This is a genomic window from Aliivibrio sp. SR45-2 (genome assembly GCF_963890165.1).
Classification (GTDB): Bacteria; Pseudomonadota; Gammaproteobacteria; order Enterobacterales; family Vibrionaceae; genus Aliivibrio; species Aliivibrio salmonicida.
Genome location: NZ_CAWPRC010000155.1, coordinates 14,917 through 33,332, shown reverse-complemented (window position 1 = coordinate 33,332; position 18,416 = coordinate 14,917). Strand labels below are relative to the sequence as shown.

Annotated in this window: 12 protein-coding genes and 4 tRNA genes; 5 read left to right on the top strand and 11 right to left on the bottom strand. The window is 40.2% G+C overall.

All coding sequences use genetic code 11. The features are described 5' to 3' along the window. From AACV33_RS11280 to AACV33_RS11240, 9 genes are all read right to left on the bottom strand, one after another. Positions 1 to 74: transfer RNA gene (locus AACV33_RS11280), tRNA-Arg, on the bottom strand. 52 nt (positions 75 to 126) lie between these two features. Continuing rightward, positions 127 to 219, bottom strand: a tRNA-Ser gene (locus AACV33_RS11275). Between the two features lie 72 nt (positions 220 to 291). Beyond that, positions 292 to 368: transfer RNA gene (locus AACV33_RS11270), tRNA-Arg, on the bottom strand. 53 nt (positions 369 to 421) lie between these two features. Then, positions 422 to 514 (bottom strand) — tRNA-Ser (locus AACV33_RS11265). Positions 515 to 733: 219 nt separating this feature from the next. Further along, on the bottom strand, positions 734 to 934 hold the full coding sequence (csrA, locus tag AACV33_RS11260) for a carbon storage regulator CsrA (protein WP_012549444.1): 201 nt from the start codon (positions 932 to 934) through the stop codon (positions 734 to 736). Positions 935 to 1,015: 81 nt separating this feature from the next. Continuing rightward, positions 1,016 to 2,185: an aspartate kinase gene (locus AACV33_RS11255; RefSeq protein WP_012549443.1), complete on the bottom strand. Its 1,170-nt coding sequence runs from the start codon at positions 2,183 to 2,185 to the stop codon at positions 1,016 to 1,018. A gap of 9 nt (positions 2,186 to 2,194) precedes the next feature. Beyond that, positions 2,195 to 4,777 carry an alanine--tRNA ligase gene (gene alaS / locus AACV33_RS11250; protein WP_065611657.1) on the bottom strand — a complete coding sequence of 861 codons (2,583 nt, stop codon included), beginning with the start codon at positions 4,775 to 4,777 and terminating at the stop codon, positions 2,195 to 2,197. A 242-nt stretch (positions 4,778 to 5,019) separates the two neighbouring features. Beyond that, on the bottom strand, positions 5,020 to 6,063 hold the full coding sequence (gene recA, locus AACV33_RS11245; protein WP_017021090.1) for a recombinase RecA: 1,044 nt from the start codon (positions 6,061 to 6,063) through the stop codon (positions 5,020 to 5,022). 140 nt (positions 6,064 to 6,203) lie between these two features. After that, on the bottom strand, positions 6,204 to 6,701 hold the full coding sequence (locus AACV33_RS11240) for a CinA family protein (protein ID WP_065611656.1): 498 nt from the start codon (positions 6,699 to 6,701) through the stop codon (positions 6,204 to 6,206). A 114-nt stretch (positions 6,702 to 6,815) separates the two neighbouring features. Here AACV33_RS11240 and mutS point away from each other — a divergent pair, with 114 nt between their 5' ends. The 5 genes from mutS to AACV33_RS11215 all read left to right on the top strand — a co-directional run bounded on the left by mutS (position 6,816) and on the right by AACV33_RS11215 (position 14,576). Then, positions 6,816 to 9,377 carry a DNA mismatch repair protein MutS gene (mutS, locus tag AACV33_RS11235; RefSeq protein WP_182700228.1) on the top strand — a complete coding sequence of 854 codons (2,562 nt, stop codon included), beginning with the start codon at positions 6,816 to 6,818 and terminating at the stop codon, positions 9,375 to 9,377. A gap of 217 nt (positions 9,378 to 9,594) precedes the next feature. Beyond that, entirely contained in the window at positions 9,595 to 11,271 is a 1,677-nt protein-coding gene (locus tag AACV33_RS11230; protein ID WP_065611655.1) for an AMP-binding protein, read from the top strand. A gap of 429 nt (positions 11,272 to 11,700) precedes the next feature. Then, on the top strand, positions 11,701 to 12,942 hold the full coding sequence (gene codB / locus AACV33_RS11225) for a cytosine permease (RefSeq protein ID WP_017021086.1): 1,242 nt from the start codon (positions 11,701 to 11,703) through the stop codon (positions 12,940 to 12,942). 10 nt (positions 12,943 to 12,952) lie between these two features. Continuing rightward, positions 12,953 to 14,230 carry a cytosine deaminase gene (locus AACV33_RS11220; protein ID WP_012549436.1) on the top strand — a complete coding sequence of 426 codons (1,278 nt, stop codon included), beginning with the start codon at positions 12,953 to 12,955 and terminating at the stop codon, positions 14,228 to 14,230. A 112-nt stretch (positions 14,231 to 14,342) separates the two neighbouring features. Continuing rightward, on the top strand, positions 14,343 to 14,576 hold the full coding sequence (locus tag AACV33_RS11215) for a VF530 family protein (protein ID WP_012549435.1): 234 nt from the start codon (positions 14,343 to 14,345) through the stop codon (positions 14,574 to 14,576). A 110-nt stretch (positions 14,577 to 14,686) separates the two neighbouring features. On the opposite strand, the gene fusA is transcribed toward AACV33_RS11215, so the two are convergent. Together fusA and radA are read right to left on the bottom strand one after the other, a co-directional pair. Next, a complete protein-coding gene (gene fusA, locus AACV33_RS11210; protein WP_017021085.1) occupies positions 14,687 to 16,771 on the bottom strand; it encodes an elongation factor G in 2,085 nt (694 codons plus the stop codon). A gap of 193 nt (positions 16,772 to 16,964) precedes the next feature. Further along, complete coding sequence (gene radA, locus AACV33_RS11205; RefSeq protein WP_182700226.1) at positions 16,965 to 18,344, bottom strand: DNA repair protein RadA; 1,380 nt, start codon at positions 18,342 to 18,344, stop codon at positions 16,965 to 16,967. Positions 18,345 to 18,416 lie beyond the last annotated feature (72 nt).

The following is an 18,416-nucleotide window of genomic DNA, read 5'->3' as shown; positions in this document are numbered from 1 at the left end:
TGCGCCAGGAAGGATTCGAACCTCCGACCGCCTGGTTCGTAGCCAAGTACTCTATCCAGCTGAGCTACTAGCGCACAATAATTCTTTTTTATTATGCTGATTATAAATAATCAACATAAATCAATATGGCGGTGAAGGAGGGATTCGAACCCTCGATGCGGCTATAAACCGCATACTCCCTTAGCAGGGGAGCGCCTTCAGCCTCTCGGCCACCTCACCGTTTTGTAACTCTGTTGTAATCATCTGCAAAATAATTACTGCTATTGGCAAATAAGTTTACCAATAAAAGAATGGTGCGCCAGGAAGGATTCGAACCTCCGACCGCCTGGTTCGTAGCCAAGTACTCTATCCAGCTGAGCTACTAGCGCACAATAATTCTTTTTTATTATGCTGATTATAAATAATCAACATAAATCAATGATGGCGGTGAAGGAGGGATTCGAACCCTCGATGCGGCTATAAACCGCATACTCCCTTAGCAGGGGAGCGCCTTCAGCCTCTCGGCCACCTCACCGTCTTGAGGAGGCACATATTACTTTTTACCAAAAATATGTCAATGACTTTCTTAGTAAAAAACAAGGTAATTCGTTCAACAGTCTATGAAATAACCAAAATGGATAAAAATAAACCGAGATACGAGTTTTGTGCCTCTCATTTTCTATTTATTCCAGTCAAATTAACAGCTGACTAAAAATAAATAAGGCCAACAATGTTAGCCTATTTTCATGCGATATTAAAAGTTACCTGGTGCAGCAGCAGGAGTAGTTCCCTTTTCTGCTTGAATACGCATGTAAATCTCTTCACGGTGTACAGATACTTCTTTAGGCGCGTTAACACCGATACGTACTTGGTTGCCTTTAACGCCAAGTACAGTAACTGTTACTTCGTCACCAATCATTAGCGTTTCACCTACACGGCGAGTCAAAATTAGCATTCGAATGCTCCTTGAGTTATCTCAGTATTATAATAAATGTATGTATTGTCCGTTATCGCTTATGTTCACAAACGTCTCTGCTCAAGAAACAGCGATCAGAACGTTATTATCTTGTGATTGCTCTGTAATAACAAACGTTTTATGTAAAATTTCGGCCGCTTGTTGTAAATCAGCTTGAATAACGATAACCGACACACTTTTTGGTTCTGTATAACATTGATAGATATCAACACTATTAACCATTAGTTGATTGCAAGCAGAGTCTGCCATCCCTTCAACATTATCTCCGACTAACGTCAGAATTGATAAGCTACTAATATTGCGTATTTTTGTATTAAATACCAGTTTCAATTGTAAAAAAGTTGCTTTTGGCACAACAATTTGAAAACAATCGTCAGTATTAGTTAACACTCGATACTCTTTAGCAAGAAGAATTCTATCCTCTTCATTTATGTCAGTGCATTCGGCAAGGTATAAGTCTTGCTTTAGTGCTAACCCAGTAACTGGAAAATAGTCATTAGGCTTCTCACAAATAAGCGTTCCTTCACCATTATCAAAAGAAGAAAGAACTCTTAATGATACTGAAGATCTCCATGCATGAGATACTGAATGTTCCTGTAATACTTTCGCACCAGACTTTGCTAATGCGTGCATATCACTAAAAGAAACTTCTTTTAATTTACGAGTATTCGATACATAACGGGGATCTGAAGAATACACACCGTCTACATCAGTAAAGATCTGACATTCATCCGCTTTCAATGCGGCAGCTAAAGCAACAGCCGTTGTATCAGATCCACCTCTTCCGAGTGTTGTAATATTTCCGACACTATCTCTACCTTGAAAGCCAGCAACAATGACAACATAACCCTTATCAAGCCATTCGGTCAGTTTACTGGTTTCAATATGTTCGATAGTTGCATCGTTAAATACATCATTGGTTTTAATTCCTGCTTGATCTGCAGTCAGAGAAATCGCTTTGATGCCTTTTTGATTCAAAGATATAGCTAAAAGAGCAATAGAAACTTGTTCACCTGCAGAAAGTAACATATCTAATTCACGAGGTTCTGGAACCTCATTGATTTGATGCGCTAAATTTAGCAAACGATTCGTTTCTCCTGCCATAGCAGAAACAGCAACAACCACTTGGTGTCCTTGCTGTTTCGTTAAAATTATACGGTCAGAAACAAGTTGGATCCGTTCAACGGACCCAACTGATGTTCCACCATACTTTTGTACGATTAATGCCACTGATACGCCCTATGAAAGACGCTCAGTTAACCAAGCTTCAACCGTCGCTAACGCTGCAGGTAATGCTTTTGCATCGGTACCGCCCGCTTGAGCCATATCAGGACGGCCGCCGCCTTTACCACCCACTTGCTGTGCAACCATATTCACTAACTCGCCCGCTTTAACTTGGCCAATAAGGTCTTTAGTCACACCCGCAATTAAACCCACTTTATCGTCACTGACATTACCAATCATGATAACACCACTGCCAATTTGGTTTTTAAGTTCATCAACCATACCACGAAGGGCTTTATTATCAGCACCATCCAATTGAGTGATCAACACTTTAACGCCTGATATGTCTTGTACTTGACTGATTAAGTCTGAACTTGCTTGAGAAGCCAATTTATCTTTCAGTTGTTGGATTTCTTTTTCAAGTAACTTCGTTTTTGAACTCGCATCATGAAGCTTTTTATCCGCTAGTTTCTGCTGAGATTCAATTGCATCTAATGCTGCTTCACCAGTTACTGCTTCAATACGACGAATACCTGCGGCGATGCCACCTTCAGACGTGATTTTAAACAGACCTATATCACCCGTACTTGATGCGTGAATACCACCACATAGCTCAGTTGAAAACTCACCCATTGACAGTACACGAACTTCATCATCATACTTCTCACCAAACAGAGCCATTGCGCCTTTTTCTTTCGCCGCATCAACGTCCATAAGGTCAGTTTCAATTGCATGATTTAAACGTACTTGTTGGTTAACAATACGCTCAACAAGTCGAAGTTCTTCCGGTTTAACCCCTTCAAGGTTAGAGAAGTCAAAACGTAAACTTTCGGCTTTAACTAATGACCCTTTTTGCGTTACATGCTCACCCAGTACTTGACGAAGTGCTGCATGTAATAAATGGGTTGCCGAGTGGTTTAAAGTAATCGCAGTACGACGCTCTTCATCCACTTGAGCCATTGCGCTATCAGCCGTAGATAATACACCTTCCACTAGTTTACCGTGGTGACCAATCGCATTACCTACTTTTTGAGTATCAGTAACAACAAATTTACCCGCTTCTACGGTAATAATACCCGCATCACCAGATTGACCACCGGATTCAGCATAGAACGGTGTTACATCTAAGATTAGAATCGCATCATCGCCAGCAGAAAGCATTTCAACCGCTTCGCCTTCACGGAAAATTTCTAATACGGTTGCTTTAGCTTCCGTAAAATCATAACCGTGGAATACCGTTTCAGATTCAACTTTGATAACCGCATTATAATCAGTACCAAATTGACCCGCTTCACGAGCACGTTGGCGTTGTTCGTTCATCGCTTTTTCAAAACCATCTTCATCGATAGTTAATTCACGCTCACGAGCAACATCGTTCGTTAAGTCAGCAGGGAAACCGTAAGTATCATAAAGTTTAAATACGGTTTCGCCGTCAAGAACGGTGCCTTCTAGATTATCTAGCGCTTCGTTTAAAATAACCATGCCACGCTCAAGCGTACGGCCGAAGTTCTCTTCTTCAATCTTAAGTACTTTTTCTACTAGTGCTTGTTGCTTCTTAAGCTCTTCACCAGCCGTACCCATGATTTCAGCTAATGGTCCAACTAACTTATAAAAGTAAGAACCTTTAGCACCTAACTTGTTACCGTGACGTACTGCACGACGAATAATACGACGTAATACATAGCCACGACCTTCGTTTGACGGCATAACACCATCAACGATTAAATAAGAACAAGAACGGATGTGGTCTGCAACTACACGTAAAGATTGGTTTGAAAGATCATCATAACCAACAACTTTTGCCGTTTCTTTAATTAGTGTTTGGAAGATATCAATTTCATAGTTTGAATGTACACCTTGCATAATTGCAGCGATACGCTCAATACCCATCCCTGTATCTACTGATGGTTTTGGAAGTGGTTCCATTGTGCCATCAGCTAGGCGATTGAATTGCATGAAAACGTTGTTCCAGATTTCAATGAAACGGTCGCCATCTTCTTCAGGTGTACCTGGACGGCCACCCCAAATATGTTCACCGTGATCGTAAAAAATCTCAGTACAAGGACCGCAAGGACCCGTATCACCCATTTGCCAGAAGTTATCTGATGCATAAGGTGCGCCTTTGTTATCACCAATACGAACGATACGATCAGCTGGAATACCCATTTCTTTATTCCAGATCTCAAACGCTTCATCATCAGTTTCGTAGATTGTCACTAACAGACGATCCGCAGGAAGCTCTAAACGCTCAGTTAGGAATTCCCATGCATACTTAATTGCATCTTGCTTAAAGTAATCACCAAAGCTGAAGTTACCAAGCATTTCAAAGAAAGTATGGTGGCGAGCAGTAAAACCAACATTTTCTAAATCGTTATGTTTACCACCGGCACGAACACAACGCTGAGCGGTAGTTGCACGAGTATAGCTTCGCTTTTCAGAACCAAGGAAACAATCCTTAAACTGGTTCATACCGGCATTCGTAAATAAAAGAGTTGGATCATTCGCTGGAACTAGAGAAGAACTCTCAACAATTTGGTGCCCTTTGCTTTCAAAAAAAGCAAGGAATGCACGGCGGACTTCGTCAGTGCTCATATACATGTGGATATTCCTGATTGAATCGTAGTTAACTCACTCTTGTACTCATTGAAGCCAAGCAGTGTTTTTAAGACAGAATTTCGGATATTGTATACGCAAATGAAAATGAAATACAGATAACGACAGCGAACAAATAAGGAAACAGAAATAATTCTATTTTTGAGTGAAGCCGTCTCTTTTCATAGACGTAAAAAAGCCAAACACAAAGGTTTGGCTTTCTTTCATTTCAACAAGAATCAGAAAAATTAAAACTCTTCGTTTTCTTCTTCTATTTTCTCAACAACTTCTGGTTTATCTTCGGCTGGAGTTAATAGCATTTCACGTAATTTCTTATCAAGCTCTGCGCCAATTTCTGGATTTTCGCGCATAAATTTAGATGCGTTTGCTTTACCTTGACCGATCTTATCGCCATTGTAGCTATACCAAGCGCCTGCTTTATCGACTAATTTATGTTTAACACCTAAATCAATCAGTTCGCCTTCACGGTTAAACCCTTTACCGTATAGAATTTGAGTTTCAGCTTGTTTAAATGGCGCTGCAATTTTATTCTTAACAACTTTAATGCGAGTCTCATTACCAACAACTTCATCGCCATCTTTTACTGCGCCAGTACGACGAATATCAAGACGAACAGAAGCATAGAACTTCAATGCATTACCACCCGTTGTTGTTTCTGGGTTACCAAACATTACTCCAATTTTCATACGAATTTGGTTAATGAAGATACACATACAGTTCGACTGTTTTAGATTACCCGTTAACTTACGCATTGCTTGCGATAGCATACGAGCTTGAAGACCCATGTGGCTATCGCCCATTTCGCCTTCAATTTCAGCTTTAGGTGTTAGAGCTGCCACAGAATCGACAACAATCACGTCAACAGCGCCAGAACGAGCTAGTGCATCAACAATTTCTAATGCTTGCTCACCAGTATCAGGTTGAGAACATAATAATTGGTCAATATCAACGCCAAGTTTTTGTGCGTAAATAGGGTCTAGTGCGTGCTCCGCATCGATGAATGCACAGGTTTTTCCTGCTTTTTGTGCTTGAGCAATTGCTTCTAAAGTTAGTGTTGTTTTACCTGATGATTCAGGGCCGTAAATTTCTACGATACGTCCCATTGGTAAACCGCCAGCACCTAGGGCAATATCAAGAGATAAAGAACCAGTAGACACAGTTTCAACATCCATTGTGCGGTTATCGCCCAACTTCATGATTGAACCTTTACCAAATTGTTTTTCAATTTGACCTAATGCTGCGGCCAGTGCTTTTTTCTTGTTATCGTCCATTTGATTCTCCAGAATTCTAGATCACTAAATCAGTTAATGACCAGTAGTATACTGTCTATTCATACAGTGTCTATAGCTTTGATTCATTTTTTATTTAATTTTGATAACGTGGCATCTAAAATTAATCCTAACCACTTGAATTAATTCGCTTCTAATAGCCTTTTCTTTAATGTGAGAAATGCATATTCAATCGCAGATTGTCTTACTTCTGTACGATCACCAGTAAAATAGACCGTTGTTTCTACATGCCACTTAGTGGTGTCAGCAAAGCCAAAACAAACCGTACCAGTCGGTTTCCCTTCTGTCGCTCCCCCTGGACCTGCAATGCCACTGATCGACACCGATATATCTGCTTCACTGTGTGCTAGTGTGCCAAAAGCCATTTCCTTTACGACTTCTTCACTCACTGCGCCAAAACGACCAATAGTCTCTAAGTTCACCCCAAGAGAATCTTGTTTTGCTTTATTACTGTACGTCACAAAACCTCGTTCAAACCATGCTGAACTGCCTGCATTTTCAGTAGCACAAAATGCAACACCTCCGCCAGTACAAGATTCTGAACACGCCATCATTTTTCCTTGTTGCATTAATAACTCTCCCACTTTTTGTGCGAGTTGCGCATTTTTTATCATATCCATTTAAATTCTTTCCATCTTGATTCGAATTTTATCTATTCTATCTTTGATTGCTGTCTTGATTCACGTATTCTAGCAGCAAATATTTATCTTCAATTATTAGGTCTCGTTGTGGCAATAAAATCAACTGAAAAACACACACCCATGATGCAACAGTACTTACGTTTAAAGTCTGAGAATCCTGACATTCTACTGTTCTATCGCATGGGAGATTTCTACGAGCTTTTCTATGATGATGCCAAACGAGCGTCTCAATTACTTGAGATATCTTTAACTAAACGTGGGTCTTCCGCAGGTGAACCAATCCCAATGGCAGGTCTTCCTTATCACGCGGTTGAAGGATACTTAGCTAAACTGGTTCAACAAGGTGAGTCAGTTGCGATTTGTGAACAAATAGGTGACCCCGCGACAAGTAAAGGCCCAGTAGAACGAAAAGTCGTGCGTATTGTGACCCCAGGAACAGTGACCGATGAGGCACTTCTTCCTGAGCGTTTTGATAACCTAATCGCAGCGATTTATCATCATAAAGGCCAATTTGGTTACGCAACATTAGACATCACCTCGGGTCGATTTAAAGTTTCTGAACCGTCAACCGAAGAATCAATGCTCGCTGAGCTACAACGAACTTCACCGACAGAATTGCTATTTAGTGAAGACTTTGAACCTGTTCATCTGCTTGAAAAACGTAATGGTAATCGCCGTCGTCCAGTATGGGAATTTGAATTAGACACCGCAAAGCAACAACTAAACCAACAATTTGGTACTCGTGATCTTGTTGGTTTTGGTGTTGAAAATGCAGAATTTGGTTTATGTGCCGCAGGTTGTTTAATTCAATACGTTAAAGATACCCAACGCACTACCTTGCCACATATTCGCTCTATCGTAATGGATCGCCAAAACGATTCGGTGATCTTAGATGCGGCAACTCGTCGTAACTTAGAAATAACGCAAAACTTAGCGGGTGGGTTCAACCACACGTTATCAGAAGTTCTTGATCATACTTCAACCGCAATGGGTAGTCGTTTATTAAAACGCTGGTTACATCAACCGATAAGAACCCATGATGTTCTCAATCAGCGTCTTGATGCGATCGGAGAGCTAAAAAGCAATGGGTTATATGCCGAACTCTCTCCTCAATTAAAGCAAATTGGCGATGTAGAACGCATTCTAGCGCGATTAGCCTTACGTTCGGCTCGTCCAAGAGATCTTGCTCGTTTACGCAATGCATTACAGCAATTACCTGAACTAGCACAAAGTACTCAGGCATTTGAACAAACGCATTTATTAGAACTTGCGTCTCTTGCCCAACCTATCGATTCTATTTGTGAATTATTGGAACGAGCAGTTAAAGAGAATCCACCCGTTGTTATTCGTGACGGTGGTGTATTGGCTGACGGTTATAATGAAGAATTAGATCAATGGCGAGATCTTGCTAATGGCGCCGCTCTATTCTTAAGTAAATTAGAGCAAGAAGAGCGTGAACGTCACGACATTGATACGTTGAAAGTTGGTTATAATAACGTTCATGGTTTTTATATTCAGATCAGTAAAGGGCAAAGCCATAAAGCCCCTGCACATTATGTTCGCCGTCAAACATTGAAAAATGCTGAGCGCTACATCATTCCAGAGCTTAAAGCCCATGAAGATAAAGTGCTAAGCTCAAAATCTAAAGCTTTAGCGATAGAGAAAAAATTATGGGAAGAATTGTTCGATCAACTTCTGCCTCATTTAGAACAACTCCAATTAATGGCTAACGCGATTTCTGAATTAGATGTACTCAGTAATCTTGCAGAACGTGCTGATACTCTTAACTACTGTCGTCCAACCTTATCATCAGACATTGGAATGAAGATTGAAGGCGGTCGCCATCCAGTAGTAGAACAAGTAATGAGTGACCCTTTCATTGCAAACCCTATAAACCTTAATAATGATCGTAAAATGTTAATCATTACAGGACCAAATATGGGTGGTAAATCCACCTACATGCGTCAAACGGCACTCATTGCGCTAATGGCTCATGTTGGGTGTTATGTGCCTGCCGATTCTGCACATATTGGTTTATTAGATCGAATATTTACTCGTATTGGTGCTTCTGATGATTTAGCGTCTGGTCGTTCTACTTTCATGGTCGAAATGACAGAAACCGCAAACATCTTACATAACGCGACACAACACAGTTTAGTGCTTATGGATGAAATTGGCCGTGGTACAAGCACCTACGATGGTTTATCCCTTGCATGGGCAAGTGCAGAATGGTTAGCGACAAAAATTAATGCAATGACATTATTTGCGACCCATTACTTCGAGTTAACTGAACTGCCAAATTTATTTAGTGGTTTAGCAAATGTACATTTAGATGCCGTTGAGCATGGTGATGAAATTGCCTTCATGCATGCTGTACAAGAAGGCGCCGCGAACAAATCATACGGTTTAGCTGTCGCATCGCTTGCTGGTGTACCAAAAGCCGTAATAAAAAAAGCGAAGCAAAAGCTTCAACAACTTGAAAATGGTCAACCAAAAAATCAATCGCTAACCAGCACCCAAATAAAACAAGAGCATCAGCTCTCTCTAATTCCAGAGCCTAGTGAAGTAGAAGAAGCATTAGCAAAAGTAAACCCTGATGACTTATCTCCTCGTCAGGCATTAGAAGCGCTTTATCGTTTAAAAGCACTCTTATAACCCCCTAAAAAATTAAAAGGCCGTAATTATTACATTGCGGCCTTTTTTCTCTGTTTTTTTGTCTTTCGTTTTCTCTTTTCCTATCTTAATTATTAGCATATTAAAAAATCACCTCTCATTATTTCAAACCAAATTTGACTATTTACTCGAAAGATCTTTTACTTAACATTAAATTAACAATAACGATAAATAACAACTCTTAATTTAGGATGTCGCTATGAGTCAGTCAGTATTCGATCACAAACAAAATCCATCGCTTCCACATGAAGCAATACTTCAATGGGCCGAAGAAAAACCAAATTCAATTTTCTTACGACAAGTCATAAATAGAGAATTTGTAGATTACACTTTTGCAGAAGTCGTCGATAAAGCGCTTCGCTTAGTCTCTGCATTACAAGATTTAGGGCTTAACCCTAAAGATCGTGTTGCGTTGATTTCGAAAAATTGTGCGGAATGGTTTATTACTGACCTTGCGTTAATGCTCGGGGATTTTGTCAGCGTTCCTATTTTTCCGACTGCCGGATTAGAGACAATTGAACACTGCTTAACACACAGTGACAGTAAAGTATTAATCGTAGGAAAACTTGATAATAGTGATGCGACTACACAGATAATTGAAAAATTAGATTATCTTTCAACGATCGCTTTTAATTATGATTCCGCATCGAAATGCCAACTTCAATTTGAAGATATTGTTCAACAACATCAACCTTCATCGTCTAGGCCAAGTCATCATGACAATACACTCATGTCGATTGTTTATACTTCGGGCACTTCCGGCCTGCCTAAAGGTGCAATGCTGACTTATGGTGGTTTTAGTACCTCAGCAAAACATCTCATTAACCATATAGGTATGAAACCCGATGATCGTCTTTTTTCATACCTTCCTCTCGCTCATATTACTGAGCGCGTTTATATCTTAGGATCAGCATTCTTTGGCGGAATACAGACCGCTTTCCCTGAATCTTTAGATACGTTTATCGACGACGTAAAAATGCATCGACCGACATTATTTATTTCAGTACCGAGATTATGGACTGTCTTTCAACAACGAATCCAAGATAAATTACCTCAGAAAAAACTCAATATTTTACTTAAAATTCCATTCATTAATGGCATCATAAAACGTAAATTAGCCGACGGATTAGGGTTAGATAAAGCCAGAGTGCTTGGTTGTGGTTCCGCTCCCGTCTCTGCCGGATTACTTAAATGGTATGAAAGTATTGGATTGAATATTACCGAAGCGTGGGGCATGACTGAAACCTTTGCCTACAGTACTCTTAATCACCCTTATCGCTCAGATAAAGTAGGTACCGTTGGAGCTGCTGGCCCTGGCGTCGAATTAAAAATAGCCCAAGACGAAGAAATACTGGTCAGAGGGGACGGAATGTTCGCCGGTTACTACAAAAATGATGGAGCGACTGCTGAAAGTTTTAATAAAGACGGCTGGTTGCATACTGGCGATATTGGTTCAATTGATTCAGAAGGTTTTCTTACTATTCAAGGTCGTAAAAAAGACACCTTTAAAACCGCAAAAGGGAAATTCGTTGCTCCTGTACCCATTGAAAAACGTATTTTTGATTTAAGTAATCTAGAAATGATGTGCCTAATTGGATCGGGATTAACTGGCCCTATTCTCTTAGCTATTCCTCATACCTATCCTAACTTTGATCAAAAGAGATATGAACGAACAGCCCTTAAAAACTTAGAAACAATTAATAGTGGCTTAGAGTCTCATGAAAAGCTCAAAGGTATACTAATGGTTAAAGAACCATGGACGATTGAAAATGGAATATTAACCCCGACATTGAAGATAAAACGCCATATTTTAGAAAAAAAATATCACGACTTTGCATCTCAATGGCCAAAAGACAAAAAAATCATCTGGGAATAACGTTAAAAACAGACAGTTAATTGATAAAAATAGCAACCTAACATCAAATCGGGCCTAAACGCTTTATAACAGAAAGTTTTAGGCCTTTTTATTGAAAAAATAACGTGATTCAATAAAAAACCATTACATAGTCGATACATTTTCGTCTGATTAATCCTAAAACCTACTCATTTATATAAAATCCATCCATTACCCTGTTTTTTATTAACCAACTTGTCATTTATACAACAAACTGCATTACGCAACCGTTTAGCTGTTAAAATAAATAATTACAAAACAACAGAAAAGTAATTTAAAATCAAATAGATAACAACATGTACATGTATTTATAAGCATTTACCTTATTGACATTACTATTATTTTCTTTAGACTCCCGTCCGTTTATCAAAATTACGATCAAAATTAACTTAACATCGACGAGGATCTAACATGTCGCATGACAATGATTTTAGCTTAGGACCAGTACCTAAGACGGCCAGAAAAGGCATAGTATCCCTAACCCTAGTAATGCTAGGCCTTACTTTTTTCTCGGCAAGCATGTGGACAGGTGGAGCCCTTGGTACTGGACTCTCTTTTAATGATTTTTTCCTCGCCGTTCTTATTGGTAATTTAATTCTCGGTATATACACTTCTTTTCTTGGTTACATTGGGGCTTCTACTGGCCTTTCTACTCATCTCCTCGCTCGATTCTCATTTGGTTCTAAAGGTTCTTGGCTCCCTTCTTTACTCCTTGGCGGTACCCAAGTCGGTTGGTTTGGCGTTGGTGTTGCCATGTTTGCCATCCCAGTACAAAAAGCCACAGGTATTGATACAAACACCCTGATTGTAATTTCAGGTCTATTAATGACAGTGACTGTCTATTTTGGTATTTCAGCTTTGATGATTCTTTCAATGATTGCTGTTCCTGCTATTTCAATACTTGGTGGTTACTCAGTGTTAACCGCTGTCGATAGCGTCGGTGGTATTAGCGAATTACAAAAAATTCAACCAACCGAACCGATGGACTTCTCTATCGCACTCGCCATGGTCGTCGGTTCTTTTATTAGTGCAGGCACATTAACTGCTGATTTTGTTCGATTTGGAAAAAAACCAATGGGGGCCGTTGCGATTACAATGATTGCTTTCTTTATTGGTAACTCCCTTATGTTTATCTTTGGTGCCGCAGGCGCATCCGTTACTGGCCAATCAGATATATCTGAAGTCATGATCGCACAAGGACTGTTGATCCCTGCCATCATTGTTTTAGGATTAAATATCTGGACGACAAACGATAACGCCCTTTACGCATCAGGCCTTGGTTTCTCAAATATCACCGGATTACCAAGTAAATATGTCTCAATGTTGAATGGTTTAATCGGTACCATTTGTGCCTTATGGTTATATAACAACTTTGTTGGATGGTTAACTTTCTTATCATTAGCCATTCCACCAATTGGTGGGGTAATTATTGCGGATTTCTTCCGTAACCGTAAACGCTACCATGATTTTAATAATGCTAAGTTTAAAACCATTAACTGGGCAGGTATCATAGCCGTCGTTATTGGTGTTGCAGCAGGTAAATTCCTACCTGGAATAGTTCCTTTGAACGCCGTATTAGGTGGCGCATTAGGTTACTTATTGCTGAACCCAATTTTAAATAAAGAACCAGCGTCTAAAACAGAAATAGCATAGAAGAATTATCATGACTGATTTATTAATTAAAAATATCGCACTACGAGATCAAGAAGGTTTATTCCAAATCTTGATTCAAGATGGTCAATTTACAGCCATTGCTAACAACCATGAAGAACTGTCTTTTTCAGGGGATATTTTAGATGCTGAAGGTGGATTAGCGAATGCCCCTTTCTGTGAGCCCCATGTTCATTTGGATACGACTCAAACCGCAGGCGAACCAAGTTGGAATATCTCGGGTACCCTTTTTGAAGGTATAGAACGTTGGTCTGAGCGCAAGAAACTTCTCACTGTTGACGATGTTAAAAGCCGTGCGAAACAGACATTAAAATGGCAAATAGCTAACGGTATTCAACATGTTCGTACGCATGTTGATGTATCTGACCCAACACTGATTGCACTAAAAGCAATGCTTGAAGTAAAAGAAGAGATGAAAGAATGGATTGATATCCAAATCGTCGCTTTTCCTCAAGAAGGCATTCTTTCTTACCCTAATGGGAAAGCGTTATTAGAAGAAGCGGTTCAACTGGGTGCCGACGTTATTGGTGCTATCCCTCACTTTGAATTTACTCGTGAGTATGGCGTTGAATCACTTCATTATGTTTTCGAATTAGCGCAAAAATACGATCGTCTGATTGATGTGCATTGCGATGAAATTGATGATGAACAATCTCGCTTTATCGAAACCCTAGCCGCATTAGCTCATAAATTTAATATGGGCGAAAAAGTAACGGCCAGCCATACTACAGCCATGCATTCTTATAATGGGGCTTATGCTTCGCGTTTATTCCGACTATTAAAAATGTCAGGCATCAACTTTGTTGCTAACCCATTAGTAAATATTCACTTACAAGGTCGATTTGATGATTACCCTAAACGCCGTGGCATCACACGTGTTAAAGAGATGCTTGCAAGCGATATTAACGTTTGTTTTGGTCATGATGATATCTTTGACCCTTGGTATCCATTAGGCACGGCTAACATGCTTCAAGTGCTGCACATGGGACTGCATGTATGCCAGATTATGGGCTATGAGCAAATCAATCAAGGCCTTGATCTTATTAGCTACAAATCGGCAAGAACACTAAATATTCAAGAAAATTATGGTATTGATGTAGGTAAGCCAGGTAATTTAATTATTCTTCCTGCTGAAAATGGTTTTGATGCACTTCGTCGTCAAGTTCCTGTTCGTTACTCTATCCGTCAAGGTAAGATTATTTCAGAAACTCAACCAGCAACGACTACAATTACTTTAGATAAAGCAGAGATAGTTTCATTTAAACGTTAATTCAATAAATCACATAATAAAAAGACAAGTGGGAGCCTAAGTGCTCCCATTTTTTATGACTACTCTAGCCAGAATGTTATACTTACATTAACTCAAGAAAAATGGCGATATTATGACACAGCAAAATAACCCGCTTCACGGTGTAACCCTGCAAGGGATCTTAACTGAATTAGTTGAGCACTATGGGTGGGAAGAATTAAGCTACATGATAAACATCAATTGTTTTAAATCAGATCCAACAATTAAATCCAGCTTAAAGTTTTTACGTAAAACAGAATGGGCACGAGTTCGTGTTGAAAATGTGTACTTAAAACTTCAACGCCATAAAGAAAGAGCATCAAAATAAATAGACGATAGAGAGTGTCTCTGTATCTACATTATTTAATCGCTTAAAAATAAAAAGCCCCGTAAGTTTTCACTTACGGGGCTTTTTTAATTAAAGAGCGTTAGCCAGAATTACTTCTTAGCGTTAGCTTCTTTAACTGCAACGATTACTTGCTCAGCAACGTTCATTGGACAAGGTGCGTAATGTGAGAACTCCATAGAGAACTGACCACGACCAGAAGTCATTGTACGTAGAGAACCGATGTAACCAAACATTTCTGAAAGAGGAATGTCAGCTTTAACACGAACACCAGTTACGCCAGCCATTTGGTCTTTGATCATGCCACGACGACGGTTAAGGTCACCGATTACATCACCAACGTGATCATCTGGAGTGAACACATCTACAGCCATGATTGGTTCTAGAAGTTGTGCACCAGCTTTAGGCATAGATTGACGGAATGCGCCTTTCGCTGCGATTTCAAATGCTACTGCAGATGAATCGACTGCGTGGAAGCCACCGTCAAGAAGTTCGATTTCAACATCAAGAACAGGGAAACCAGCAAGAACACCAGTATCCATCATGCCTTTGAAGCCTTTCTCGATTGCAGGCCAGAATTCTTTAGGAACGTTACCGCCCACTACAGAAGACTTGAATGAGAAGCCTGAACCAACTTCGCCTGGTTTCATGATGTAGTCGATCTTACCGAACTGACCAGAACCACCAGATTGTTTCTTATGCGTGTAGCTATCTTCAACAAGTTGAGTAATAGTTTCACGGTAAGCAACTTGAGGTTGACCAACAGAAAGGTCTACACCGTATGTACGACGAAGGATATCAACTTTAATGTCTAGGTGAAGTTCACCCATACCTTTAAGGATTGTTTCGCCAGTTTCTTCGTCAGTTTCAACTTGGAAAGATGGATCTTCTGCAACCATTTTACCGATAGCAATACCCATTTTCTCAGTACTGCCTTTATCTTTAGGCGTTACTGCGATTGAGATTACTGGTACAGGGAAAACCATTGGCTCAAGTGTTACTTCGTGCTTAGGATCACAAAGAGTGTGACCAGTTTGCACGTTTTTCATACCCACGATAGCGATGATGTCACCAGCTTGTGCGTAAGTTAATTCGTTACGATCATTCGCTTGCATCTCAACCATACGGCCAACACGCTCAGTTTTACCTGTGAATGAGTTAAGAATTGTGTCGCCTTTGTTCAATTTACCAGAGTAAATACGAACGAAAGTTAGGGCACCAAAACGGTCATCCATGATTTTGAATGCTAGCGCTTTGAATGTTTCATCAACAGAAACAATAGCGTGCTCGCCATTTTCTTCGCCGTTCTCATCCATTAGAGGTTGAGGATCAACTTCTGTTGGAGAAGGTAGGTAATCAACAACAGCATCAAGGATTAGTTGCATACCTTTGTTCTTAAACGCAGAACCACAGTAAGCTGGGAAGAAATCCATTGTGCGAGTACCCTTACGGATACACATTTTTAGTTGCTCAATAGTTGGCTCTTCGCCTTCCATGTAAGCTTCCATTAGGTCGTCGTCTTGCTCTACAGCAGTTTCAACTAGCATCTCACGGTATTCTTCTACTTGATCAACCATATCCGCTGGGATATCAGTGATTTCGTAGTTTTCAGGAAGACCAGTGTCATCCCAAACGAAAGCTTTGCGAGTTAGAAGGTCAACAACACCAACGAAATCATCTTCGATACCGATAGGTAGAACCATGATTAGTGGGTTAGCACCTAGTACTGTTTCTGTTTGCTTAATAACACGGAAGAAATCAGCACCCATACGGTCTAGTTTGTTAACGAAGATAATACGTGCAACTTCTGATTCGTTCGCGTAACGCCAGTTAGTTTCTGATTGAGGTTCAACACCACCAGAACCACAGAATACACCGATACCACCGTCAAGTACTTTTAGAGAACGGTAAACTTCAACTGTGAAGTCAACGTGTCCAGGAGTATCGATAACGTTAAAACGGTGATCTTTCCAGAAACAACTTACAGCTGCTGACTGGATAGTAATTCCGCGCTCAGCTTCCTGTTCCATGAAGTCAGTCGTAGATTCGCCATCATGTACTTCACCAGTTTTGTGGATCTGACCAGTAAGTTTTAGGATACGCTCAGTTGTGGTAGTTTTGCCCGCATCAACGTGCGCGAAAATACCAATGTTTCTGTATTTAGATAAATCAGTCATTGTTTTACTCTATTAATAGGATAGAAAATGCGCGCAGAGTATAACATAAACTGTCAATTGGTATATGCTTTGTTCTATTTTTGGATAGAATTTAGCCCCAATCGACACCGATTACTTTCTGCTTTAGCAAGTTATAGACGAATTTACACAATTTCAAATGCAAAGAATAGTGCAAATTCATAATAATTATTGATTATAGTTCATCAAAAGCATCAATTGCCTCTGATAATTTTTTCACACCATGAATTTGCATGCCTTCAATCCCCCCTTTCGGCATATTAGCGGCAGGAACAATCGCGCGTTTAAATCCATGTTTATACGCTTCCATAAGACGCTCTTGACCACTAGGAACTGGACGGATTTCACCGGCAAGCCCTACCTCACCAAAAACAACGACATCTTTTGGTAATGGACGATCTTTAAAGCTAGATAATAGCGCCATTATCAATGCTAAATCGGCACTGGTTTCTGCAACTTTTACGCCACCAACCACATTGACAAAGACATCCTGATCCGCCATTTGCAGACCTCCATGTTTATGAAGTACAGCAAGTAACATCGACAAACGGTTTTGATCTAGCCCAACAGAAACTCGACGTGGATTCGATAGTTGGGAGTAATCGACTAATGCTTGAATTTCAACCAACAACGGACGTGTCCCTTCCCAAACAACCATAACAGAGCTGCCTGACGTTTCCTCTTCGCCACGGGATAGAAAAATCGCAGACGGATTATTTACTTCTTTCAATCCTTGCCCCGTCATTGCAAATACGCCCAATTCATTTACGGCACCAAAACGGTTTTTATTACAACGCAATGTTCTAAATCGACTGTCTGCGCCTCCATCAAGCAATACAGAACAATCAATAATATGCTCCAGTACTTTTGGTCCTGCAAGCGAACCATCTTTAGTTACATGCCCCACAAGAAATATAGACACATTATTTTGTTTTGCATAACGAGTAAGTGTTGTTGCTGATTCTCTAACTTGAGCAACACTGCCTGGAGACGATTGAACATCATCTACATGCATCACTTGAATCGAGTCAATAACCATTATTTTAGGTTTTTCTTTGTCTGCGATCTGACAAATTTTATCAATGCTGGTTTCAGACAACATTTTCAAATTATCTTTTGGCAGCCCAAGACGAGATGCTCGCATGGCGACTTGTTGTAATGATTCTTCCCCCGTTACATACAACGTTGGCATTTCACTGGCTAAACGACACATGGTTTGCAACAGCAGTGTGGACTTACCAGCCCCCGGATTACCACCGATTAAGATAGCCGCACCAGGAACAATCCCACCACCAAGCACCCGATCAAACTCTTTAAAGCTGCTACTAAAACGAGGGACCTCTTGAAGATCAATACTTGATAGCGTTTGAACTTTAGAATCCGTAGCAGAACCTGAGTATCCGACCAATCGTTCGTTCCTAGCCACTTGAGGAGAAGCCGCTAATCGAACCTCTGTAATCGTGTTCCACGCCCCACAAGCACTACACTGTCCTTGCCAACGAGGGAAGTCTGCCCCACAATCGTTACAAACGTAGGCACGTTTTGCTTTTGCCATATATCACCGAATCACTGTATTTGAAGGTATGGGAAATGAATATTTAACGTATGCCATTAAATATTTTATCAA